This is a genomic window from Paraburkholderia sp. SIMBA_027, from assembly GCF_046535315.1.
GTDB lineage: Bacteria > Pseudomonadota > Gammaproteobacteria > Burkholderiales > Burkholderiaceae > Paraburkholderia > Paraburkholderia tropica.
On sequence record NZ_JAWRWY010000004.1, the window covers coordinates 318,825 to 341,144 of the forward strand.

Annotated in this window: 21 protein-coding genes; 9 read left to right on the forward strand and 12 right to left on the reverse strand. The window is 65.4% G+C overall.

Translation table 11 applies throughout. The features are described 5' to 3' along the window. Window positions 1-10 precede the first annotated feature (10 nt). From SB764_RS09485 to SB764_RS09495, 3 genes are read left to right on the forward strand one after another with little or no spacing between them, the layout of a single operon-like run. On the forward strand, window positions 11-256 hold the full coding sequence (locus tag SB764_RS09485; RefSeq protein ID WP_065058806.1) for a ferredoxin family protein: 246 nt from the start codon (window positions 11-13) through the stop codon (window positions 254-256). 58 nt (window positions 257-314) lie between these two features. Further along, window positions 315-1,295 carry a HEAT repeat domain-containing protein gene (locus SB764_RS09490; RefSeq protein WP_183716889.1) on the forward strand — a complete coding sequence of 327 codons (981 nt, stop codon included), beginning with the start codon at window positions 315-317 and terminating at the stop codon, window positions 1,293-1,295. Next, complete coding sequence (locus SB764_RS09495) at window positions 1,292-1,573, forward strand: DUF971 domain-containing protein (RefSeq protein WP_074986921.1); 282 nt, start codon at window positions 1,292-1,294, stop codon at window positions 1,571-1,573. Before SB764_RS09490 ends, SB764_RS09495 begins: the two co-directional genes overlap by 4 nt. A gap of 16 nt (window positions 1,574-1,589) precedes the next feature. On the opposite strand, the gene SB764_RS09500 is transcribed toward SB764_RS09495, so the two are convergent. After that, window positions 1,590-1,985, reverse strand: coding sequence for a hypothetical protein (locus SB764_RS09500; protein ID WP_074986968.1), 396 nt, complete (start codon window positions 1,983-1,985; stop codon window positions 1,590-1,592). 155 nt (window positions 1,986-2,140) lie between these two features. On the opposite strand from SB764_RS09500, the gene SB764_RS09505 reads away from it, so the two are divergent. Continuing rightward, a complete protein-coding gene (locus SB764_RS09505; protein WP_410863361.1) occupies window positions 2,141-3,535 on the forward strand; it encodes a DHA2 family efflux MFS transporter permease subunit in 1,395 nt (464 codons plus the stop codon). 4 nt (window positions 3,536-3,539) lie between these two features. On the opposite strand, the gene SB764_RS09510 is transcribed toward SB764_RS09505, so the two are convergent. The 5 genes from SB764_RS09510 to SB764_RS09530 form a co-directional block, all read right to left on the reverse strand. Further along, window positions 3,540-4,400, reverse strand: a complete 861-nt coding sequence (locus SB764_RS09510) for a mechanosensitive ion channel family protein (RefSeq protein ID WP_082991771.1) — start codon at window positions 4,398-4,400, stop codon at window positions 3,540-3,542. 209 nt (window positions 4,401-4,609) lie between these two features. After that, a complete protein-coding gene (locus SB764_RS09515) occupies window positions 4,610-6,151 on the reverse strand; it encodes a purine-cytosine permease family protein (protein ID WP_080180882.1) in 1,542 nt (513 codons plus the stop codon). 157 nt (window positions 6,152-6,308) lie between these two features. Continuing rightward, entirely contained in the window at window positions 6,309-7,232 is a 924-nt protein-coding gene (locus SB764_RS09520) for a LysR family transcriptional regulator (RefSeq protein ID WP_110328761.1), read from the reverse strand. Between the two features lie 19 nt (window positions 7,233-7,251). Beyond that, window positions 7,252-8,688 (reverse strand): NAD(P)/FAD-dependent oxidoreductase, encoded by a 1,437-nt coding sequence (locus SB764_RS09525; RefSeq protein WP_241030695.1) that lies wholly within the window; start codon window positions 8,686-8,688, stop codon window positions 7,252-7,254. Window positions 8,689-8,989: 301 nt separating this feature from the next. Next, the gene (locus SB764_RS09530; protein ID WP_074986924.1) at window positions 8,990-9,337 is read right to left on the reverse strand and encodes a cupin domain-containing protein; all 348 of its coding nucleotides are present in this window, start codon (window positions 9,335-9,337) and stop codon (window positions 8,990-8,992) included. Window positions 9,338-9,588: 251 nt separating this feature from the next. Here SB764_RS09530 and SB764_RS09535 point away from each other — a divergent pair, with 251 nt between their 5' ends. The 4 genes from SB764_RS09535 (at window position 9,589) to SB764_RS09550 (ending at window position 14,988) form a co-directional block, all read left to right on the forward strand. Continuing rightward, the gene (locus SB764_RS09535; protein WP_410863364.1) at window positions 9,589-10,431 is read left to right on the forward strand and encodes a helix-turn-helix transcriptional regulator; all 843 of its coding nucleotides are present in this window, start codon (window positions 9,589-9,591) and stop codon (window positions 10,429-10,431) included. Between the two features lie 116 nt (window positions 10,432-10,547). Then, complete coding sequence (gene speB / locus SB764_RS09540; RefSeq protein WP_065058795.1) at window positions 10,548-11,498, forward strand: agmatinase; 951 nt, start codon at window positions 10,548-10,550, stop codon at window positions 11,496-11,498. A 61-nt stretch (window positions 11,499-11,559) separates the two neighbouring features. Next, complete coding sequence (locus tag SB764_RS09545) at window positions 11,560-13,044, forward strand: aldehyde dehydrogenase family protein (protein ID WP_410863366.1); 1,485 nt, start codon at window positions 11,560-11,562, stop codon at window positions 13,042-13,044. Between the two features lie 204 nt (window positions 13,045-13,248). After that, the gene (locus SB764_RS09550) at window positions 13,249-14,988 is read left to right on the forward strand and encodes a hypothetical protein (RefSeq protein ID WP_410863367.1); all 1,740 of its coding nucleotides are present in this window, start codon (window positions 13,249-13,251) and stop codon (window positions 14,986-14,988) included. A gap of 30 nt (window positions 14,989-15,018) precedes the next feature. On the opposite strand, the gene SB764_RS09555 is transcribed toward SB764_RS09550, so the two are convergent. From SB764_RS09555 to SB764_RS09565, 3 genes are all read right to left on the reverse strand, one after another. Next, the gene (locus SB764_RS09555) at window positions 15,019-16,164 is read right to left on the reverse strand and encodes an MFS transporter (RefSeq protein WP_074986928.1); all 1,146 of its coding nucleotides are present in this window, start codon (window positions 16,162-16,164) and stop codon (window positions 15,019-15,021) included. Window positions 16,165-16,215: 51 nt separating this feature from the next. Beyond that, a complete protein-coding gene (locus tag SB764_RS09560) occupies window positions 16,216-16,998 on the reverse strand; it encodes a DeoR/GlpR family DNA-binding transcription regulator (protein ID WP_321869864.1) in 783 nt (260 codons plus the stop codon). Between the two features lie 91 nt (window positions 16,999-17,089). After that, complete coding sequence (locus SB764_RS09565) at window positions 17,090-17,887, reverse strand: PhzF family phenazine biosynthesis protein (RefSeq protein WP_410863369.1); 798 nt, start codon at window positions 17,885-17,887, stop codon at window positions 17,090-17,092. A gap of 521 nt (window positions 17,888-18,408) precedes the next feature. Here SB764_RS09565 and SB764_RS09570 point away from each other — a divergent pair. Continuing rightward, window positions 18,409-19,557 carry a branched-chain amino acid ABC transporter substrate-binding protein gene (locus SB764_RS09570; RefSeq protein ID WP_065058863.1) on the forward strand — a complete coding sequence of 383 codons (1,149 nt, stop codon included), beginning with the start codon at window positions 18,409-18,411 and terminating at the stop codon, window positions 19,555-19,557. A 54-nt stretch (window positions 19,558-19,611) separates the two neighbouring features. Here the strand turns inward: SB764_RS09570 and SB764_RS09575 are convergent, their stop codons facing one another. The 3 genes from SB764_RS09575 to SB764_RS09585 all read right to left on the reverse strand — a co-directional run bounded on the left by SB764_RS09575 (window position 19,612) and on the right by SB764_RS09585 (window position 22,210). After that, window positions 19,612-20,631, reverse strand: coding sequence for a 2-dehydropantoate 2-reductase (locus tag SB764_RS09575; RefSeq protein ID WP_410863371.1), 1,020 nt, complete (start codon window positions 20,629-20,631; stop codon window positions 19,612-19,614). 76 nt (window positions 20,632-20,707) lie between these two features. Beyond that, complete coding sequence (locus SB764_RS09580) at window positions 20,708-21,475, reverse strand: class II aldolase/adducin family protein (protein ID WP_410863373.1); 768 nt, start codon at window positions 21,473-21,475, stop codon at window positions 20,708-20,710. A gap of 288 nt (window positions 21,476-21,763) precedes the next feature. After that, window positions 21,764-22,210 (reverse strand): DUF3331 domain-containing protein, encoded by a 447-nt coding sequence (locus tag SB764_RS09585; protein ID WP_410863375.1) that lies wholly within the window; start codon window positions 22,208-22,210, stop codon window positions 21,764-21,766. Between the last annotated feature and the right edge of the window lie 110 nt (window positions 22,211-22,320).

The following is a 22,320-nucleotide window of genomic DNA, read 5'->3' on the forward strand; positions in this document are numbered from 1 at the left end:
GGAAACGATCATGAGCTTCACGCCCCACGACATTTTTCAGCGCAGCAGCGCGCCGGTGACCATCGACGAAGAACGCTGCATTGCGGATAAAGGCTGCACGGTTTGCGTCGACGTCTGCCCGCTCGATCTACTCGCCATCGACACCTCGAAAGGCAAGGCATACATGCAATTCGACGAATGCTGGTATTGCATGCCCTGCGAGCGCGATTGCCCGACCGGCGCGGTGAAAGTCGACATTCCCTATCTGCTTCGATAGCGATGGAGACGCATTCGACGATCGCCCGCCCATCGCCATTAATTAGCCATCCTGTTCAATGATTGATCCGACTCTCACCGATTTGCCGCCCGAAGCCGCCGCCGTGCTCGCGCGGCTCGCCAGCGAAGACGCAACCGTGCGCCGGATTGCCGTGCTCGATATTGGCGACCTCGAAGCGCCCGAGCTTGTCGGCGTGCTCGTCGGCACGTTGCGCGACGACGCCGCGCCGGAGGTGCGCCGCGAAGCGGCCACCGTGCTGGCGTCGTGGGAAAGCGAAGACGTGACCGAAGCGCTCTGCGCTGCGCTGCTCGACGCCGACGACAACGTGCGCGACGCGGCGGCGCAAGCGCTTTCGGAACTCAAGGACGCCACGTCCGCGCCGGTATTGCGCCGCTGGGCGCAGCGCCCCGAACCGTTCGTGCGGCGCGCGGCGCTACGCGGCCTGCGCGAGTTGCGTGACGCAAGCGCCTTCGAACCGGCGCTCGACGCACTCGCCGACACTCATGCCGACGTGCGCCTCGAAGCGGTAGCCGTGCTCGGCTGGCTCAAGGATGCGCGCGCCCTGCGACCGCTCGCCAACGTCGCCGCGCACGACACGCAAGCGGTCGTGCGCCGCGCCGCCACCGGCGCGCTGGGTTTCGGCCCGATCGACGACGCCACGCTCGGCGACGCCCTGCTGCATGCGCTGCGTGACGCCGACTGGCAGGTGCGCGAGGAAGCGGCCACCACGCTCGGCAAGCTGCCCGTGGCGCGCGCGCGCGATCCGCTGATCGCAGCGCTCGCGGACGATTACTGGCAAGTGCGCCTGCGTACCGCGCGGGCGCTCGGTCGCATGGGAGACGTGCAGGCTGCGTCCGCCCTGATCGCGCTGCTCGACCACTCGATCAGCAATTTGCGCAAGGAAGCGGCGCTGGCGCTCGGCGAACTCGATACGTCCGAGGTCATCGCGCCGTTGCGCGCGGCGCTCGAAGACCGCGATCCGGAAGTGCGCAAAGCGGTGCGCATCGCGTTGCAGCAGCGCGAAGGACGGACGCCGTGAACGCGCCGGTCGAACTACGCCAGGCGCGCGACGCGCTCTCGCTGGTCTGGCCGAACGGCGACGTGCAGCGCATCGCGCACGCCGCGTTGCGGCGCGCCTGCCCGTGCTCGGCGTGCAGAAGCACGCGCCTCGCAGGCGGCGTAATCGACGTCGCCGACGATGTCACGGTGCGCGACATTGCGCCGATGGGTTACGGCGTGCAACTCGTATTCAGCGACGGCCACGATCGCGGCATCTTTCCGTGGCCCTGGTTCGAAGCGTTCAGCGCAAACGGCTAAACGCGGTTGCCGTTCTTCAGTCTTCGCACTTGATGTCCTGCTTGCGCACGACGATGATCGCCGGAAACGTGCCGTGTTCCAGCTCGATCTTCGCGACCACGGTGGTCGTCACGCTGTCGCTGTCGTCATAAATGCTGACTTTATCGTTGCGCAGATTCGTGAGACCCACGCAATTCTTCGCGCGGCTATCGTCGGTGACGTCGCACTGGATCTGGTGGTCCGAGAAGTATTTGTAGCGATCGCGCTCGGGCAGCGCGAGGTACTCGCTCATGCTCGACGCCGCGCCGCCCACGCCGCTGACGGTGCCGATCGAGCACGATTGTTGCGCCGCGTTACCGGCGCCTTGCGCGTAGGCGAGCGTGGCGCCAGTCATCGAAAGCGTGGCGAGAGCGAAGGCGGGAAAGAATTTCATGGCGCGCGTGCGGTTGCAATACCGGAAGTGAGTCGAAGTGAGGCATTGTAATGGCATCGCGCAGGCGCGGCCCGCAGGCGCACATGGACTTGCCAGCCGCGCGGCGAATAGTCATGCTTGCGGCTGATCCGAACCCACGCCCGCCAAACGCCTTCATGACCGATCCGCATTCACGCCCCACTGCGGCGGACCGCATTGCCCCCGCCGTCTGGAAAGTCGCGGCGGTGGTGTCACTCGGCTCGTTCATGTCGCAGATGGACTCGACGCTCGTGAACGTGTCGCTGTCCACCATCGGCCACGCACTCGACGCGCATCTCGCCACCGCGCAATGGATCGTGACCGGCTACCTGCTGGCGATGGCGCTCACACTGCCGCTCAACGGCTGGCTCGTCGACCGTGTCGGCGCAAAACGCCTGTACGTGTTCTGCTTTTCCACCTTCACGTTCGCTTCGGCGCTGTGCGGCCTCGCGCACAGCATGAGCGCGCTGATCGCGGCGCGGCTCTTTCAGGGGCTGATCGCGGGCATCCTCGTGCCGATGGCGCAGATGATGATCGGACGCGTCGCGGGTAAACATCTCGAACGCGTGATGGGTTACGCCACGCTGCCGATTCTGCTCGGGCCGATACTCGGTCCGATGCTGGCCGGTGCGATTCTCGCGCGCGCCGAATGGCCGTGGCTCTTTTTCGTCAATGTACCGATTGGCGCGTTGGGTGTGGCGATGGCCTGGCGTCTGCTGCCGCGCGATGCGGATACGCCCGCGCGCCGCAGCTTCGACTTCCTCGGCTTCGCGCTGATTTCGCCGGGCCTCGTCGCGCTCGTGTATGGCTTGCAGAACGTCGCGCGCGGCGAGGGACAACGCTGCGTGCTCGCGGGCGCGCTGTTGCTCGCAGTGTTCGTGGCGCACTCGATGCGCAAGCGCGACGCCGCGCTCATCGACGTGCGCATTTTTTCCACGCGGGTCTTTTCGATTGCCGCCGTCACGCAATGCTGCGCGAACGGCATGCTGTTCGGACGCCAGCTCGTCGTGCCACTGTATTTGATGCTGGCGTGCGGACTGAGCGCGGCGCAGGCGGGCACGCTGCTCGCAGCGACGGGCGTCGGCATGATGGCCGCGTTCGCGGTGCTCGGGCCATTGACGCAGAAGTTCGGCTGCCGCGCGCTGGCTGCCGGCGGCGCGCTGCTCGCTTGCGTGGCCACGCTCGTGTTGGCGTGGATGGCCGCGCACACGTATTCCACGGCGTGGGCGTTCGCGAGTCTGGTGCTCGCCGGATTCGGCCAGGGCACGATTAGCGTGCCGTCGATTTCGGCGGCTTACGCCTCGTTGCCGAAAGCGAATTTGCCGACCGCCAACACTGCGTTGAACATCGCGCAGCGCATCGGCGGCCCGCTCGCGACGACGATGATTTCGCTGACCGTTGCGCTCGCGATGCGCGACACGTCGGTCGCGCAGTCACAGCATTTCGTGCCCGCGTTCGTGTTGCTCGCCGCGCTGCACGGCCTGTGTCTGCTCGCGACGCTGGGCCTGCCGGTGCGTGTGATTCGGCAATAAGCGCTTATGAATGCGACAGCGCCGCGTCCGCCTCTTCGTGCTCAAGCGGCTTCGTCGCGCCCTTCACCGCAATCCCCGCAGCCGCCAGCGCGTCGCCCGCATGTTCACGCAGATCGTCGGTCGCAAACACCGCGTCGGGGTTTCGCACCCACACGCTCATGCGCAGCCGAACGCCGCCGTCTTCCGGATAACGATCAACAACGATCGCCGGTGCGAGCGTCGTGCCCGCCAGCACGCGCGGTTCGTCGGCGATCATTTTCTTGAGCGCGCCAATCGCCGCATCGACCTGTTCGCGCCGCGCGAGATCGATCGTCACGTCCACGCGCTGCGTGCCGCCGCTGCTGTAGTTGATGACCGGATTGCTCCAGATCTGACTGTTCGGCACAAACACGGCGTTGCCGTCGCCGCGTTCGATACGCGTCGTGAACAGTCCCACTTCGCGCACGATGCCCGCCGCCGCGCCGCTGCCTTCGATCACGTCGCCCGCGCGAAACGGCCGCAGAAACAGCAGCATGATGCCCGCCGCGATGTTCTGCAGCGTGCCTTGCAGCGCGAGGCCGATGGCCAGACCCGCCGCGCCGAGCGCCGCGAGCACGCTCGCCGTTGCAATGCCCACTTCGCTGAGCGCGGCCACGATCGCGATCACGCGCACGGCCCACGCCATGATGCCGGCGAGCATCGGTGCGAGCGTCGGGTCCGCGTGCGAGCGCGCCAGCATGTGCTCGGACAGTTGCGCCACGCGATTCGAAATCCACCAGCCCACTGCGAGGATCAGCGCCGCCACGACCAGATGCACGACATCGTGCGTCGCCGAATCGAGCAGCGTAGGCTGCAAATGAAACAGTCGATTGAAAAAATCTTCCATGGTCGATCACCAGCCCGTTGCAAAAAATTGCGCAAAAAGGACGCGAGCCTGCACTGCACCCCACGCCGCGTAACGCGGCGATCAAACGGGGCCAGTCTGCAAGCTCGCACTGGTGATATCGGAGCAGGTCCCATGCCTGCGTCTTTCGATGCGATTACATCATTCGATACACGCGCCGCACACGCGTTTCGTGAACAGCCTTCAGATCCTTACTCTGCGTATTCACGATTGGCCGCGAAATTGGGCACGCTTTCGTGTTCTTTGCGTTCTTCGCGCACAACACGCGTGCCGCGCACGAAGCGTCGGCCGTGCGGGCCATACACCGCTTCCGGTTCCGGAAAGAGCGACAGCATCGCGAGATACAGCAGGCCGCCGACCGCGAACGAAATCGGCACGCTCAGATCGCAGCCGCCCGCCAGCGAGCCGAGCGGCCCGACGAACTGACCCGGCAGATTCACAAACGAGAGGCCAATGAATGCAGCAGGCAGCCACGCACCCATCGCACGCAGATTCCAGCCGCGCGTGAACCAGTAATGACCGCCGCGACCGCCGCGATTGAAGACCTGCAGATCGTCGGCGAGATAGAAGCCGCGTCGCTGCATGAAGCCGATCACCATGATCGCCATCCACGGGCAGCTGAACGTGCAGATGAGCGTCGAGAACGTCGACACGCTTTCCACCAGATTGAACGCGAAGCGGCCGATGAAGATAAACGCAATCGCCAGCGTGCCGATCAGCAGCGTGGCGCGCACGCGGTTGAGGAACTTCGGGAACATGCTCGACATGTCGAGGCCCGTGCCGTACAGCGCGGTCGTGCCCGTCGACATGCCGCCGATAATCGCGATCAGGCACATCGGCAACAGGAACCAGCGCGGCGACACGGCCAGCAGCCCGCCCACATAATCGTTCGACGTGATGTAGCTCGGTGCGTGCGTGGCGATGATAGTCGCCGTCGCCAGGCCGAAGAAGAACGGCACGAAGGTCGCGATCTGCGCGGCGTAGACGGCGCCCATCACGCGGCGACGCGGAATGGTCTCGGGAATGTAGCGCGCCCAGTCGCCGAGCGTCGAAGCGAACGACACCGGATTGCTCAGCGCCACCAGCGTCGCGCCGATGAAAGCCGCCCAGAATCCCGCGCTGCCTTGTTGCAGCGTGCCCGCGTAGTGAAAATCGAAAGTCTTCGCGAAGGCGAAGGCGCCGAGAATGAACATCAAACTCGCGGCCCACACGGCGATCTTGTTCACCCACAGCATGAAGCGGAAACCGTAGATGCACACGACCAGCACGAGCACGGCGAACACCATGTAAGCCGAGCCGAGCGTCCAGCCGTTCACGGGCACGCCCACCATGTTGTGCGCGCCGCCGACGAGCGCATCGCCCGAACTCCACACCGCGAGCGAGAAGAACGCAATCGAGGTGAGCAGCGCGAGAAACGAGCCGACGATCCGGCCATGAATGCCGAAGTGCGCGCCCGACGAAACCGGATCGCTGGTGCCGTTACGCGGACCGAACGAACTCATCGGCGCGAGCATGAAGGTGCCCGCCAGGACGCCGATCACGATCGACCAGAGGCTCGCCTGAAACGACAGCCCGACGAGCACCGGAAACGCGCCCAGGACGGAAGTCGAAAAGGTATTGCAGCCGCCGAACAGCAGCCGGAAAAGATCGATGGGACGCGCGTAGCGCGAAACGTCGGGAATGCGTTCGAAACCGAATGTTTCGATCTGCGTAATGCTCGTGTTGTCAGCCATGTGTCTCACTCCTTGCGCATCGATGCGATGCGCTGTCTTCACCTTGACGGTCACTCTAAATCACGCGAGTGCGCGCCATATTGCGTATTCGAAACGTTCACATCACGCGTGGCCAATGTATCGATGCGGGCGCGATACAGCGGCCACGCGGTGCTTCTCAGGCCGCCGCGCGCTCCCCTCCGTGCGCGCCATAAACGTTGAGCAAGTCCTCGCAAAACGCGCGCACGATGGGCTTGTCGACGGTGCCGCGTTTGGTCGCGAGATGCAGCGGCACGTCGAAGCCGAAGGCCGTGCGTCCGAGCACGCGTATCAGGCCGCGCTGTTCGAACGGCTCCGCGTGATGCTCGGGCAGATAGCCGAGATGACTGCCCGAGAGAATCAGCACCGTGGCCGCGTCGATGCTGTCCGCGATAGCCGTGACCTGGCGCTCGCCGATGCTCGCGAGTTCCTCGGGCACCGGATAGCTGCGCCAGATCCAGTCATGCGTGCGCAGATCGTCGAGCGTCGCGTTGGGCGCTTCGTGAAAGAGCGGATGCCCGCGCCCGCAGCAGATCACCTGGCGCTCGCTGAAGAGTTCGGTGTAATCGAGCCCCGGCACGCGATGCCAGAAGTAACCAATCGCCAGATCGAGCTGATGATTGACGAGGCTTTCTTCAAGCTCTTGCGGCGGCGCGACGCGCATGGCGAAACGCACGGCCTGATCGCGCTTGCGAAACGCGCCGATCGCTTCCGCGAGACGCGCGTTCTCCACATGCGAGGCCTGGCCGATCAAGCCGATCGACAGCGTGCCGACCAGCTTGCGATCGATGTCACGCACCTGCGCGACGAATTGCGAGGTCGCCGAAAGCAGCGCGCGCGCCGACGCCACGAAGCGCTCGCCTTTCGACGTGAGACGAAAGCCGCCGCGACCGCGCTCGCATAGCGTGAAGCCCACGCGCGCTTCGAGCGCCGAGAGCTGCGAGCTGATGGTGGACTGCCGCACGCCGAGTGTGGCTTCGGCGGCGGTGATGCCGCGCGCGTCCACGACGGCCAGGAAGACCCGCACGAGTCGCAGGTCGAGATCGGAAGTATTGGAGAACATGCCGCTGCGCCGCCGTCACTTACATGGGGAAACCCATCGCCTTGATGCCCTTGATCCAGGCGCGCTTCCAGCCGCCTTCGGCATCGGCGCCGTCGAACGCATGGAAGGTCACTTTCGCGGCGAGCCAGCGCACCGGCTCCGGCGGGATATACGTGGGGCTCTGATTGGCGATGTCGAGCGTGCGCTCGGGGCTCTGGCGATCGAACAGAATGTTCAGGCCCATGAACGCGCCGAAGCGGCTCGCGGCCACGCCGAAACCCGTGTAGCCCGCGACGAACACCGCCTTGTCGCCGAGATAGCGCTTGGCGAACACCGAGCCGCGTGAGCAGTAATCGATCGGACCGCCCCATGCGTGCGAGAAACGCACGTCGCTGAGTTGCGGAAAGGTCTTGTAGAACGCCTGCGCGAGACGGTAATAGGTTTCGCGCTGCTGGTCCTGCTGCGGATCCGGATTGCCGTCGAAGTGATAGCTCACCAGGCCGCCGAAAATGATGTTGTTGTTCTTCGTGAGGCGGAAATAATTGAGCTGCGTGCGCGTGTCGTAAATGCCCTGGCGATTCTTCCAGCCGATGCGCGCGAGTTGTTCGTCGGTGAGCGGCTCGGTGGCGAGCACGTGATCGCGCACCTGCAGCACACGGCGGTTGATATCGGCGATGCCCACCTTCGCGGTGCCGCTGCCGAACAGCACGCGCTTCGCGCGCACGCTGCCTTCGGGCGTCTTCACGAACACGCTCTCGCCTTCGTCGGTCACGCTCGTGAGCGGGCTGTGTTCGTAGAGCCGCACGCCGAGTTTGAGCGCCGCGCGCTTGAGTCCCCACGCGAGCTTCGCCGGATGCACGATGCCGCTGCGATTGCGCGACCAGAGCGCGCCCGCGAACAGCGGCGAATTCAGTTGCTCGCGCGTGGCCTGCTCGTCGAGCATCACGACGTTGTGGCCGTATTCGGTGTGCAGATCGTAATCGGCCTGCAGATGCGCGACGTGCTCGGGATCGACGGCCACGGTCATTTCGCCGTTCCATTCGATATCCGCGTCGATGTCGTAGCGCTTGAGCGTCTCTTCGAAACCGTCGAGATTGCGCTGGCCGAATTCTTCGAGTTCGGCGATGTCGTCGGGGAACACGCGCACTGCGTTCGGCAGGCCGTGCATCACCGAAGTCGAGATGATGCCGCCCGCGCGACCCGATGCGCCATGCGCGACCTGGCCCGCTTCGATCAGCACCACGTCGAGTTCCGGCATCTGCTCCTTCGCCTGCACCGCGGCCCACAAACCCGTGAAGCCGCCGCCGACGATCAGCAGATCGGCGCGCGTGTCGCTCGTGAGCTTCGGCTCGGCGGGCGGTTCGGCGGGATTGTCGAGCCAGTACGGAAACAGCTTGGTGCGTGCGAGCGCTTCTTCCACGCCCAGTGCGACCGGCTGGCGCGCGGCGGGGCGCGCGTCGATTGCATCGGCAGGCATGCCCGCTTCGAAGAGTTGGGCGCGGTCATTCATGATGCGTCTCCTCTTCCGGTGCCGATGCGGCGCAATGCAGCGCGTCGCGTTGAAACCGGCTGTTCGTGACGGGGACAACGGGGACGGAAGCCCGCGCGCCGCAGGCGGCGGGCGAGACAGGGCGATTCGCGGTGGGGCTCATGATGGCTTCGCTGCTTGAGGCGGGTTGAGGCGGGTTGAGGCGGGTTGAGGCGGAACTGAAGCGATACGTAAAGCGACATTCGAATCAAGCCGCGCCGCCCACACGAGGACGGCGCGGCTTGCTGAATTACTGCTGCGGTTCGAGCAGGACGTAGAACTTCTTCGCGTCCTCGACCGTTTCCCAGCGGCCGGCGAAACCGGCGGGCAGCAGATAGCCCTGGCCCGCGGTGAATTCCTTGCGGCCGCCGTTCACGTCGGTCAGCGCGATCTTGCCTTCGACGAGCCACACGGCTTCGTCGGCGCCCGTGGCCGGGAATTCGACCGCGCCGACCTTGCCTTCCCACCAGCCCACCACGTAATTGCCGCTCTTGCCTTCGGCGCCACGCCAGTCGCCTTCGTCCATGCCGTAGTCGAGCTTGGTGTAATCGCCCAGACCTGCGCCCAGTTCCTTGACGTCGTGAATCAGCTTGCTCATGTTGGTTTCCTTCGATGTGTCGGTTTCAAATGATTCGGTGGCGCCAAAGTTACCGACTCGCGAGGCGACGGTATGCCCCCCCTCAGGGGGGGCAATATGCCTTTTGCGGCATTTTCGTCATGTTTCCAGGGGTTTTCCCTTGCTCGCGCTTGCCTGTTGCCGCAACGGCGATCGATGCGTGCAAATCCCCGCCTCGCGGGGCGTTCCGCCCTTCGGCTATAATCGATTCGCCTTGTTTTCCGGTGCGCGCCATGCTGCTCAACGTCCCCCCGCACCCCGATTCCGCGAATTTCCCCCTCTCGTTCAAGACGCTCGGTCAGGTGATCGAAGCCGTCGGCACGCCCGATTTCGTGCCGCGCCTCACGCTGCTGCTCAACGAAATCGTGCCGCTCAACGTCGTGCATATCGAACGCTCGCGCGTCGACAGCAGCATGCCCACGGGCTTTCGCTGCGAATGGATCGGCAGCAGCGGCGTGGGCGTGGACAGCGGCACGATTTCCGACGTGATGACGCTCTACTACGACCGCTTCTACGAAAGCGATCCGCTGTTCGCGGGTATTCGCGGCAAGGTGGGCACGCTGCTCGTGGTGCGCGACATCGGCGCGATTCCGCCGGGCGAATTCCGCCAGCGTCTTTTCGACGAGGCGCTCATTGCGCACGAATGCGTGCTCGCGCGCGGCACGCGCCACGGCCAGCATTCGATCGCGCTCGAACGCGCCCTCAATGCGCCGCCGTTCACGCTCGCCGAGATGAACCGCTTTCGCAACGTCAGCGACTTCCTGTTTCCGCTGCTCGAATTGCACGCGACCACCAGCGCCGCGCGGCGCGTCGCGCATCCGACTTCGTTTCTGCATCCGCTCGCGCAATTCGATGCGCGCATCGCGGCCGACGCCATTCGCCTCTCGAAGCGCGAATACGAAATCTGCGCGCACCTCATCACGGGCCGCACCGTGCCCGAAGCCGCAGAAATTCTCGGCGTGCGCACCGCCACGGCCGAGTCCTACGTGAAGCGCGCCTTCGCCAAACTCGGCGTGCGCACCAAGCGCGAACTGGTGGCCTGGGGCCACGCTTGCCCCCGTTTGCAGGGCGCGTAACGCGGCTTTTGCATCGATCGACGTCGATGTAAACATCTCCACTTCGTAATTCGCGCGCCGCGCGTCTCGCCTACCATCGCCCGATCGTCATCACTTCAAGATCGGAGACACAGGACATGCAGCGCGAACTCAACCAGCCGCTCGGCGGCAACGACATGCCGCGTTTCGGCGGCATCGCCACCATGATGCGGCTGCCGCAAGCGACCCGCACCGAAGGCCTCGACGCGTGTTTCGTCGGCGTGCCGCTCGACCTCGGCACCTCGAACCGCTCGGGCGCGCGCTTCGGGCCGCGTCAGATCCGCTCGGAATCGGTGCTGCTGCGTCCCTACAACATGGCGACGCGCGCCGCGCCGTTCGACTCGCTGCAAGTGGCCGATATCGGCGACGTCGCCACGAATCCGTACGATTTGAAGGACTCGATCCGCCTGATCGAAGCGGCCTACGACGAGATCGTCGCGACCGGCTGCCGGCCGATCACGCTCGGCGGCGACCACACGATCGCGTGGCCGATCCTGCGCGCGCTGCACAAGAAGTACGGCAAGGTCGCGGTCGTGCACATCGATGCGCACGCCGACGTCAACGACACCATGTTCGGCGAGAAGATCGCGCACGGCACGCCGTTCCGCCGCGCGGTGGAAGACGGCCTGCTCCAATGCGACAAGGTCACGCAGATCGGTCTGCGCGGCACCGGCTATCACGCCGACGACTTCGACTGGTGCCGTCAGCAAGGTTTCACCGTCGTGCAAGCCGAGGAATGCTGGAACAAGTCGCTCGCGCCGCTGATGGCGCAGGTGCGCGAACGCGTGGGCGACACGCCCGTGTATCTGAGCTTCGACATCGACGGGCTCGATCCGTCGTTCGCGCCCGGCACCGGCACGCCGGAAGTGGGCGGGCTCACCGTGCAGCAGGGCCTCGAAATCGTGCGCGGCATGAAGGGCCTCAACGTGGTGGGCGCCGACCTCGTGGAAGTCTCGCCGCCGTATGACCAGGCCGGCACGACCGCGCTGGTGGGCGCGAACCTCGCGTTCGAAATGCTCTGCGTGATGCCGGGCGTCGCGTACCGCTGATACGCGCGTCGATGCGCACGATTACGCCCAACTCCGGCTCGATTCTCAACGGACACTCATCATGACCACCGTCACTCCTCTTCGCCGCGACGGCGGCCCGTTCGTGCTGCCCGCCGCCTTCGTTGCGGGCGCAACGATGCACGCCGACGACGCCAGACATGCCACCGCCATCCACAACGCCTCGACCGGCGAAACGATCGGCTGGCAGGAACCGGCGAGCGCCGCTCAGATCGACGCCGCCGTGCGCGCCGCGCATGACGCACTCGGCGCATGGCGCGCGACCCCGCCCGCCGCGCGCGGCAAGCTGCTGCGCAAGATCGCCGAACTGATCGAAGCGGACCGCGCGCGCCTCGCCGCGATGCAGATGCAGGTGAGCGGCAAGCCGCCGTTCGAAGCCGATCTCGACGTGAGCGACGCCGTCGCGACCTTCACGTATTACGGCGACCTGTGCGCGGAAACCGGCGCGTTCGCACCCGAAACGATCGCGCTGCCCGACGAGACCGTCACAGGCGAGCGCTATTACGAAGCGGTCGGCGTGGCCGCGCTGATCGTGCCGTGGAATTTCCCGATGGTGACGACCGCGTGGAAGCTCGCGCCCGCGCTCGCGGCGGGCTGCACCGTGGTGCTGAAACCGTCCGAGCTGACCTCGCCGGTCGAACATCTGCTGGCGCAGATCGTCAGCGAAGCGGGTGTGCCCGATGGCGTGGTCAATCTCGTCAACGGCGGCGGCGAAGTGGGCGCGCAGCTCACGGCGCATCCGCTCGTCGACAAGATTTCATTCACGGGCAGCACGGCCGTGGGCCGCAAGGTGATGCAGACGGCCGCGCTGGACATGAAGCGCGTGACGCTCGAACTGGGCGGCAAATCCGCACTGATCGTGCGCGCCGATGCGGACATCGATCATGCGGTTTCGCTCGCGGTGAGCGGCGCGTTCGCGAACGCCGGACAGATGTGCTCGGCGACGGCGCGCATTCTCGTGCAGGACGACGTCTACCGCAAATTCATGGCCGCGTTCGAGACGGCGGTGCGTGCGGTCTGCGTGGGCGCGCCGGATGTCGAGCAGGTTTCGATGGGGCCGCTGATTTCGCAGGCGCAGCGCACGCGCGTGCAGGCGCTGGTTGAACAGGGCGTGGCGGCGGGCGCGCAGATCGCCTTCAGCGGCAACACGGACCGCGCGCGCGGCGCGGGCTTTTTCATGGCGCCCGTGGTGGTGGCCGAGCCCGACGCCGACAACGTGTTGTGGACCGATGAGGTGTTCGGGCCGGTTGCGTGCGTGAAGTCGTTCCGCACCGACGATGAAGCCATCGCGCTGGCCAACGCTACGCGCTATGGACTCGTGGCGACGGTCGTGACGCAGGACGCCGGGGCGCAACGCCGCTACAAGGCGGAACTGCGCGCGGGCCTCGTCTGGATCAACACGCCGCAATTGATCTTTCCGCAGGTGTGCTGGGGCGGAATGGGCTTGAGCGGCATCGGGCGCGAACTGGGACTCGCGGGTTTGCGCAGCTATCAGGAATTGCGGCACACGGTGGCCGCTGCGGGCTAATCGAAGCGATTTACCGCGGCGATTTTCTCCAGTGTTGTATGCGTGTTTGCGGCGCTTGCCCGGGTGGGGCGGCGCCGTTTTTTTGTGCGCGCGCAGTGCCGTGGCAGGTGAATGCCGCGTTCAAGGTTTGGAGATTTCAGCCGTTACTTCATTGGCTGTCCTGCTTCAGGGACATTCTTCGCACCGTCGATTTTCGCAGGCACGATGACACCACAAAAACTGCTCACATGGTTTGGCGAATTCGCCAAGGCGAATCCCACCTTTGTCGCCTCCGTCAGCATTCTCACGCTGGGCGGCATTCCGTTGCTGGCCTATGCGCTACACATCGACCAGTTGCCGGACTTCTCGCTGACCGACCTGACCGGCGCGCTGATCGCGACGTTCATCACCGAAGTGTTCGTTGGTGTTTTGCTCGCGGTCTATCTGGTGGCCGCGGGCTTTGCCGCACGCTGGAGCGTACGCTCGTTTTATCCGCTCGCCAGTTACTGGAGCGCGGCGAATCCGGCCAGGCTCGTCGAGCAGATCGAGCAGACCGGCATCGTGGACTATCTGATGAAGGGCCGATTCATCATCGGCGCAACCGTGATCTGTTCCATCGTATGGTCCGGTGTCATTGTCCCGGTCGTGGTCGATTGGCATGCGGCGGGACGCGCGTCATTCGTCAATTGGACCTTCTACGCCGCTTCGCTTCTCTGCGCGATTGCGCTCACGCTGGCGGACTGGCGCAAACGGCAACGCAAGCAGCTACACCCATGGCCGAAGTTCGCATTGGGCGGAGCGATGTTGCTGACGTGGAGCGTGTGGCTCGGCTGGCGAATCTATGCGCCCAGCCCGGTCCCGCCCGTTACCGCGCAACCTGCTGCTGCCACAGCAAGCGCCGCCGCGCATGATCCATCAAGCGGCGACTGGCTCACCTTGGCCATTCATCGCCTGTCTTCGTTCAATCCCTTGTATTGCGTGGCAGCGATCGCAGCCGTAGCGATCGCCATCTACATCCTGACGCGATGGTTCAAGGAGATCAAAGCACTGTTCCAGCGGCTGGTGTCCGACCAGGAAATGCGATTGCGCAACGCGAAAATATTCACCACCGCGCTCTTTGGATTCGCGATGGTGTTGCCGGTGCTGTTCCTCTGGGCGATCGTCGTCAACGGTAAAACGGAACTGCAAACATACGTGGCCGTCGCCGGCTGCGTGATGCTCGCCATGCTGAACTGGCTGAGCTTCGCGGCCCACAGGACGACGGTGCGGTTACTGACCATGGCAGGCGCGCTGTTCTTCTGCGTGGCCTTCGTGCCTTTGCTGATGCAGAACCCAACGTTCTATCCGCAGATGGTCGTACGCATGCTGGGACTCGGGAATATCTACGCATCGAGCGTCACGCTCTCATCGCAGCAATGCGCGACGCTGCGTCCCTATGGCGTGGATTGTGAAGCGAAGAAAGACGAGAGCATCACGATGACCAACGTGAACATCCTGAACCGCCTCGGCAATTCGGTGCTCATGGAACTGATGGTGGACGACACGCAGGTCTGTGGCCTCGAAGGCAGCGCGTCCCGGCAATTGCCGTCAAGCGACGCACACGGCGAAATCCGTCTGCGTGAACTGACGCTCTGTCTTGGCGTTCCCCAGCAGCAACAGCGGGACACCGGCTGTGATTCGCTGCTGATGGAACGCTTGCGGTATCCGACGCACCTCGATCCCGCGCATCTGACCTGCGTGCACCTCAGCGTCCCCAAGGATCAACTGGTCGGATTCACGCCGGACGGCGCACGCACCTACCTCCACGGCTACTCGCACTATGTCGATGCCATCAAGCGGCCTGCACCCGTGCCGACGCCGGCACCCCAGCCGAAGCCGGCACCGAAACCCCACCCGCATCCGCATCCCGCGCCGCGCCCCTGCGACTGCCTCACGCGCGGGCCGGAAACCACACCGGCAAACTGAGCACCACGCGCGCCATCGACGCGGCGCGCCTCACGCTTTCGCGGAATTCGCCGTCACCAGCGTCGCGCAGCACGGCACGATGCACAGCAACCCCAGCAGCACCCAGAACGCCGTCTCCAGCCCCACCGCCTTCGCAACGAAGCCCACCCCAGCCGGGCCGACCAGAATCCCCGCATAACCCGTCGTCGTGATCGCGGCGATCGCCATGGCGGCGGGCATCGCCTGTTGCGAACCCGCGCGCCGGAACAGCACCGGCACGATGTTCGCCGCACCAAGGCCGATCAGCAGAAAGCCCGCCAGCGCCAGCGTCGCGAGCGGCGAGAGCAGCACGACCGCGAACCCCGCCACCGCCACCGCGCCGCCCCAGATCAGCGTCGCGCGGTCGCCGATGCGCGCGGTCACGGCGTCGCCGGTCAGGCGGCCCGCCGTCATCGCGATCGCGAACAGCATGTAGCCGAGGCCGCCCTGCGCGGCGCTCACGAGCCCCTTGCCCGTGATGAGCAGCGCGCTCCAGTCGAGCAACGCGCCTTCGGCGAGAAACGTGATGCCCGTGAGCGCCGCGATCAGCAGCACGATGCCGCGCGGCGTGACGAACAACGGACCGCCGCCCGCCTGCTTCGCGCGCAGCAGACGCGGACGCGCCACGAGCATCGCCGCCAGCATCAGCACCGAGCACAGCAGCGTGCTTTCGAGCGCGCCCACCTGCATCGAAAGCAGGAAGGTCATGAACGTCGATCCCGCGAAGCCGCCCACGCTGAACAGCGCATGAAAGCCCGACATCAGCGGACGTTGCGCCGCACGCTCGACCTCGACGGCATGCACGTTCATGGCGACGTCGAGCGAACCGAGCGCCGCGCCGAACGCCAGCAGCGTGATGCCGAGCGCAAGCGGCGTGGCCGCGATCGTCAGCAGCGGCAGAACGATCGCGAGCCCGATGCCGCTCGCCACGATGATCGGCTTGCTGCCATAACGCGCGCTCAGCGCGCCGGTTAGCATCATCGCCGCGACCGAGCCGAGGCCGATGCACAGCAGCAGCATGCCGAGCAGACCGTCGTCCACGTCGAGCCGATGCTTCGCGAACGGCACCAGCGGCGCCCAGCACGCAATGCCGAAACCGGCGACGAGAAAAGCCAGACGCGTCGCGAGACGCGTGGCGGGACGATCGGCGAAATCCATCGGGTTCGGCTCCGTGCGGTGAGGTTGAATGGCGGGAAAGCGGCAGACGCGTCAGCGTGCGTCGGGACGTTCGGCCTTGATGACCACGGTGCCCGCTTTCGTGAGCGCCTTGATGTGCGCAGGCGGTGCGTCGTGCTCGACGATCACGCTCGCGATGTCGTCGATCGACGCGACGCGATGCGCGGCGCTCGCGCCGAGTTTGTCCGTGGTGCTCAATATGGCAACGCGGCGGCTGCGCGCGAGCAGCGCGCGTTTGAAACCGGCATCCGCGAATTCGAACGCGCTCACGCCGTCTTGCGGCGCGACGGCGCACGCGCCGAGAAAACAGCGGTCGATATTCATGTTCGCGATGCAGGCGAGCGCCGCGGCATCGACGCTGCCGCCCACCACCGGGTCCACCGCGCCGCCCACCATGATGAGCGCGATGTCGGCGCGCCGCAGCAGCGCGGCGGCGACATCGATGGAATTGGTGGCGACGGTGAGATCGTGGTCTTCGGGCAGCGCGTCGGCGAGCGCGAGGTGCGTGCTGCCGCTGTCGAGAAACAGCAGTTCGCCGCGTTCGATCTGCGCGACGGCGGCGCGCGCGAGCGCGGCCTTGCGTTCGCGCGCGGCGTCCATGCGCGCGGACATGGGCGCGGACGCGGGCGAGACGGGCAGCGCGCCGCCGTAGACGCGGCGGCAGCGCCCTTCGGCGGCGAGCGCGCGCAGGTCGCGGCGGATCGCGTCTTCGGACACGCCGAATTCGGCGGCGAGTGCGACGGCCACGACGGACTCGCCGGCGGTGAGGCGGCTGGCGATCAGTTCGCGGCGGGCAAGCGGAATGTCATCGGTCATGCCCGATGATAACGTGCATAAACGAGAATGTAAACGTGCACAAACGTGCACGTTTATTCCTATCCATCGGTCTGATTGATCGCGTCCTTCCTCATTCCGGCACCTCAATCACCCCTTCCAGATACTGCACGGCCTGCCCGGCGATCCGCACGCGGCCCGCATCGAGCCTGCAATGCAGCAGCCCACTGCGCCGCGAAGCCTGCAACGCGAGCAACTGCGTTTTCCCGAGCCGTTTCGCCCACAGCGGCGTGAGCGCGGTATGAATCGAGCCGGTCACGGGATCTTCATCGCCACCATTTGCGGGCCAGAAGTAGCGCGACGCGAAATCGACGCCATCGCCCGGCGCCGTCACCACCACATCACGCGGCCCGAGGCGCGCAATCAAGGCGAGATCGGGCACGACGGCGCGCACCTGCGCCTCGTTTTCATACACGGCAATATAGGCTTGCTGACAAACAAAAACTTCTCGCGGACGAATCGACAAACCGCGCGCCAGTTCATCCGGCAATTCGCTGACCGGCTCGATTTCGCGCTCAGGAAAATCCATTTCGATCATGCCGTCCGCGCCGCGTCGAACGCTAAATGCGCCCACTGCATCGGCGTGAAATTCAATCTGCTCGCGTTCGGGAAAGCGTTTGAACAACACGAATGCGCTTGCCAGCGTCGCGTGCCCGCAAAAGGCAATTTCGGTGATCGGCGAAAACCAGCGAATGGCGAATCGCCCATTCGCATCGGGCGCGACGAAAGCCGTTTCGGACAGGTTGTTTTCCGTCGCCACCGCTTGCATCAGCGAAACGGGAAGCCAGTGTTCCAGCAATACGACCGCTGCGTAATTGCCTTTGAAGATTTCGCTGGTAAACGCATCGATTTGGTAGAGAGGCAGCTTCATGGCGCGTGGTTATCCTGAACGATAAATTGCTTCCGAAAGTCGTCCTTATGCTATCGGCCGCTATTCGCTTCGGACAGATACGCCTTGAGACTTAGCTCGATAAAAATTGACCGCTGCGCAAACTCACCTCGACTGTTCGCTTCCGGTCGGCCGACAGTGGCCCCGAATGCCGAACGAAAGCAATCGCCGCCATGATGGGGTAAACCAGATCAATGCCCGATCACCGCCTTTCGCATCGAGCGTCTGGCGACGATCAGCCTGCCAAAAATGTTCGGACTTATCAGTGTTTCTGATAATTGGCATGCCCGGCGAATTACGACAGCTCCGGCCCGAAATGCGCCGCTATGCCGATTTCTGCATCGAAGCTGTTTAATTCCTGCAAGACTCGACCACTTTTGGACTTCTATATTGCTCGCAGCCGACCAGCGCAATGCCGCAATGCGAGGGGCACGCGCCTGCAAGACCGTCAAGGGTGCAGGTTCCCGCACGATCCACCATCGAGGAGTCCAACAACAATGAAAATGCAGAAGTCGTTCGTTTCCGCCGCATGCGTTCTGGGCGCAACCCTGAGCATCGCGCCCTGCGTTTTCGCAGCCGCGCCCGTCGAGGTCAAGATCGGTTTCGCCGCGCCGCTGACCGGCGGCCAGGCCCACTATGGCGCCGACTTCAAGAGCGGCGTACAGCTCGCCATCGACGACATGAACGCCGCCAATCCGGTCATCGGCGGCAAGCCGGTGCATTTCGTGCTCGACGCCCAGGACGACCAGGCCGATCCGCGCACCGGCACGACCGTCGCGCAGAAGCTCGTCGACGACGGCGTGGTCGCCGTGATCGGCCATTACAACTCGGGCACCAGCATTCCGGCCGCGCCGATCTACGCGAAGGCCGGCATTCCGGAAATCGCCATGGCCACCGCGCCGACCTACACGCGCCTCGGTCTGCCGACCACCTTCCGCCTGCTGACCTCGGACACGCAGCTCGGCAGCGTGCTCGGCGACTACGCGGTGAAGGGCCTCAAGTTCAAGCGTCTGGCCATCGTCGACGACCGCACGGCTTACGGCCAGGGCGTCGCCGAGGAATTCAGCAAGGCCGCGAAGGCGGCGGGCGCGACCATCGTCGATCAGGAATACACGAGCGACAAGGCCGTGGACTTCCGCGCGATTCTCACCAAGATCAAGGCGGCGAACGTCGATGCCGTGTTCTACGGCGGCGCCGACACGCAGGCCGCGCCGATGCTCAAGCAGATGCGCTCGCTCGCCATCAAGGCGCCGCTGATCGGCCCGGACATGGTGCAGTCGGCCAACCTCATCAAGGTGGCGGGCGAGGCGTCGGACGGCACGCTGGCCGCGTCGGAAGGCAGCCCGCTCGCGCAGATGCCCGGCGGCAAGGCGTTCGCGGATCACTATCAGAAGCGTTTCAGCCAGCCGGTCGAGCTGTACGCGCCGTATGCCTACGACGGCACGATGGCCGTGTTCAACGCGATGAAGAAGGCCGATTCGACCGATCCGCACGTGTTCCTGAGCGCGCTGAAAGCCACCAACATGAAGGGCGTGACGACCAGCGAACTCTCGTATGACCAGTACGGCGACCTGAAGTACGGCGGCGTGACGGTCTACAAGGTCGTGGGCGGCGAGTGGAAGCCGCTGCAAACCGTGGGCGTGAAGGACTAAGCCGCGCACGTGCACGCACGAAGCCGCGAAGGCGTGCGCGCTTTCGCGGCTTTTTTATGCGGGTCGCGCCGCGCGCAACTGCGCCAGCAGCGCGTCGCCCGTCCACGAAGGCCGCGCTGCGCTGCGCTCGGCTTCGCGTACGAGTTCGACCAGCCGCCCGTTCACTGGCGCCTTGCGGCCCAGATGCCCCGCGAGGCGCACCACTTCGCCGTTAATCCAGTCGATTTCCGTGCTGCGGCCCGCCGCCAGATCGTCGGACATGGACGAGCGCGCATGCGGATCGATCGTCAGCATCGCGCGGCCAAGGCGTTCGAACCACGCATCGGACACCGTCAGCAGACGCGGAATCCACGTCGCGGGCAGCGGCGTCACCTTCGCCGGCCGGATGCCCGCCAGCCCGAGCAGCGCGAGCGCTTCCTTTTGCGCCATCGCGAGACACAAGCGGTACGCGCGCTGCGACAGTTCTTCCTTGAGCGGCCGGTTCGCCAGCGCGTTGATCGCGTTGTTCAGATTGAGCAGTAACTTGGCCCATTGCACCGGCAGCATGTCGGCGTGCTCGACGAGCGGCAGTTCCGCCTGCCTGAACGCATCGACGAAAGGCTGCATGGCGGGGGCGTGACGGATCACCAGTTCGCCCGCCGATCCCTGATGAAACGCGCCCGGCCCGCGCTCGACGACGTTGAACGGCACCATCCCTTCGAGCACCGTCTGATGCGGCAGCGCGGCGCGCAGCACGTCCGCATTGCCCACGCCGTTCTGAAAGCTCACGACGACCGCGCCGGGACGCAGCACGCCTGCGAGTTCCGCCGCGGCGACAGGCGTCGCGGCCGACTTCACGGTGACCAGCACGAGATCGGCGGCGATGGCGCGCGCCGCGTGCGTCGCGACGTCCACGCGTTCGGGCGGCACCTGCCAGCGGCGCGCGTCGTGACGCGAGAGCGTGAGCCCTTCGGCGCGCAAGGCGTCCGCGATCCGCGCGCGCCCGATGAAGGCGACGTCGCCGCCCGCCGCCAGCAGCCGCCCGCCGAGGTAGCAGCCGACCGATCCCGCCCCGCAGATGAATATTTTTGCCATGCCGTGACTCGTGTGTCGAAAGGTCCCGCCCGAGGAATAACGTTTGGCCGCGCGCGTTATTCCCGGTGCTGCAAGCTTATTGCGCGTAACCGGAGTTGAGCCGGTCGAGACGGCGCAGCAAACCGGGCCACACGAGCGCGCCCGGCGAGATGCCGCGCGTGACCTGCGCGATCTGCTGCTTGATGCCGTCGAGAATCGGCTGGCCGATGCACGTGAGCTTGCCGCCGCCCGACTGCGCGCGCACCTGGATCATGCAGGACGCTTCGAAGAAGTACATCGCCACGAAGGCGTCCGCCGCCGTCGCGCCCACGGTCAGCAAGCCGTGATTGCGCAGCATGAGGTAGGTCTTCTTACCGAGGTCGCTGACGAGGCGCGGCTTTTCGGCTTCGTTGAGCGCGATGCCCTCGTAGTCGTGATAGCCGAGCGAGGCCAGCACGCCGAGCGACTGCTGCGAGAGCGGCAGCAGCCCCGCCCCTTGCGCCGACACGGCCACGCCATTGACCGAATGCGTATGCATGACGCACAGCGCGTCCTCGCGCGCCTGGTGAATGGCGCTGTGAATCGTGAATCCGGCCGGATTGATGTCGTAAGGCGAGTCGCTGACCTTGCGGCCGTCGAGATCGATCTTCACCAGCGACGACGCGGTGATCTCGTCGAACATCATGCCGTACGGGTTGATCAGAAAATGATGCTCGGGGCCGGGCACGCGCGCGGAGATGTGGGTAAACACCAAGTCGTCCCAACCGAACAGCGCGGTGAGCCGGTAAGCCGCCGCGAGATTGACGCGCGCGTCCCACTCGGCGGGGGAAATGTCGTGCTTGAGGCTGGCATTGGACGAAGTCACGGTCGCTCCTTGATCGAGGTTCGAAAGCGCTATCATGCGCGCGAACGCGCCCGCCATTTGTCGGCCAGGCGACATCTCGATGCGATCGGGCCTGGGGCGCCGGGCGCGGTCGACATCGCAGCACCGAACTCGTCAACTTGAAATTAATTCGGATGCCTATTCATCATTCCGATTTTGAGCGCCGCGAGCGCACCGACCACGCCATGCGCTTGCGTCCGTCGCGATCGCCGAAATGCGCCATGATCACGCCGCCGAGCGGACGCGCGAGATAACCGGCCGCGAAAATGCTCAGGTCGCCACGGCCGCCAGCAGTTCGTTGATCGGAGCGAGGCGCACGCGCGTCGCGAGCATCATCGACTCCGCATTCGCCGGCGCAGGCCGCCGCCCGAATGGCCGATAGATTTCGTCGCCGCGCCGGATCGACTCGCCGCTCAGCACGCACACGCCGTTGCGCCGCGCCTTCGTGCAGCGCCAGATCTGCTCGCCGTAACGGCACGCCGTGGGGTCCATCCAGATGATCGAAGCGGTCATGGGCGTCGGGCGCTCCACGATGCGCACGGCGGCGCTACTTCTCGCACCCAGCGCCCCCTGCGGACGCGAAGCGGCCGCAAGACGCGGCGACGCCGTCTTGCGCGTACGCGCCGCGCGCGGCGCCTCGCCGGGCGCGCACGCGAGCCGCGACAGCACCAAGAGCGTATGCGCCCACGGATCGGATTGCATGGCGGAAACGTCCATCGCTGTGGCTCCCTCGGGCTCCGTTGTTCGGCATCGCCGGCATCGCGCCGGGCCAACGCGTGCTCACGCACGCAAGCGTAACGTTATCCGTTGAGCATCGCCGCGGTCCA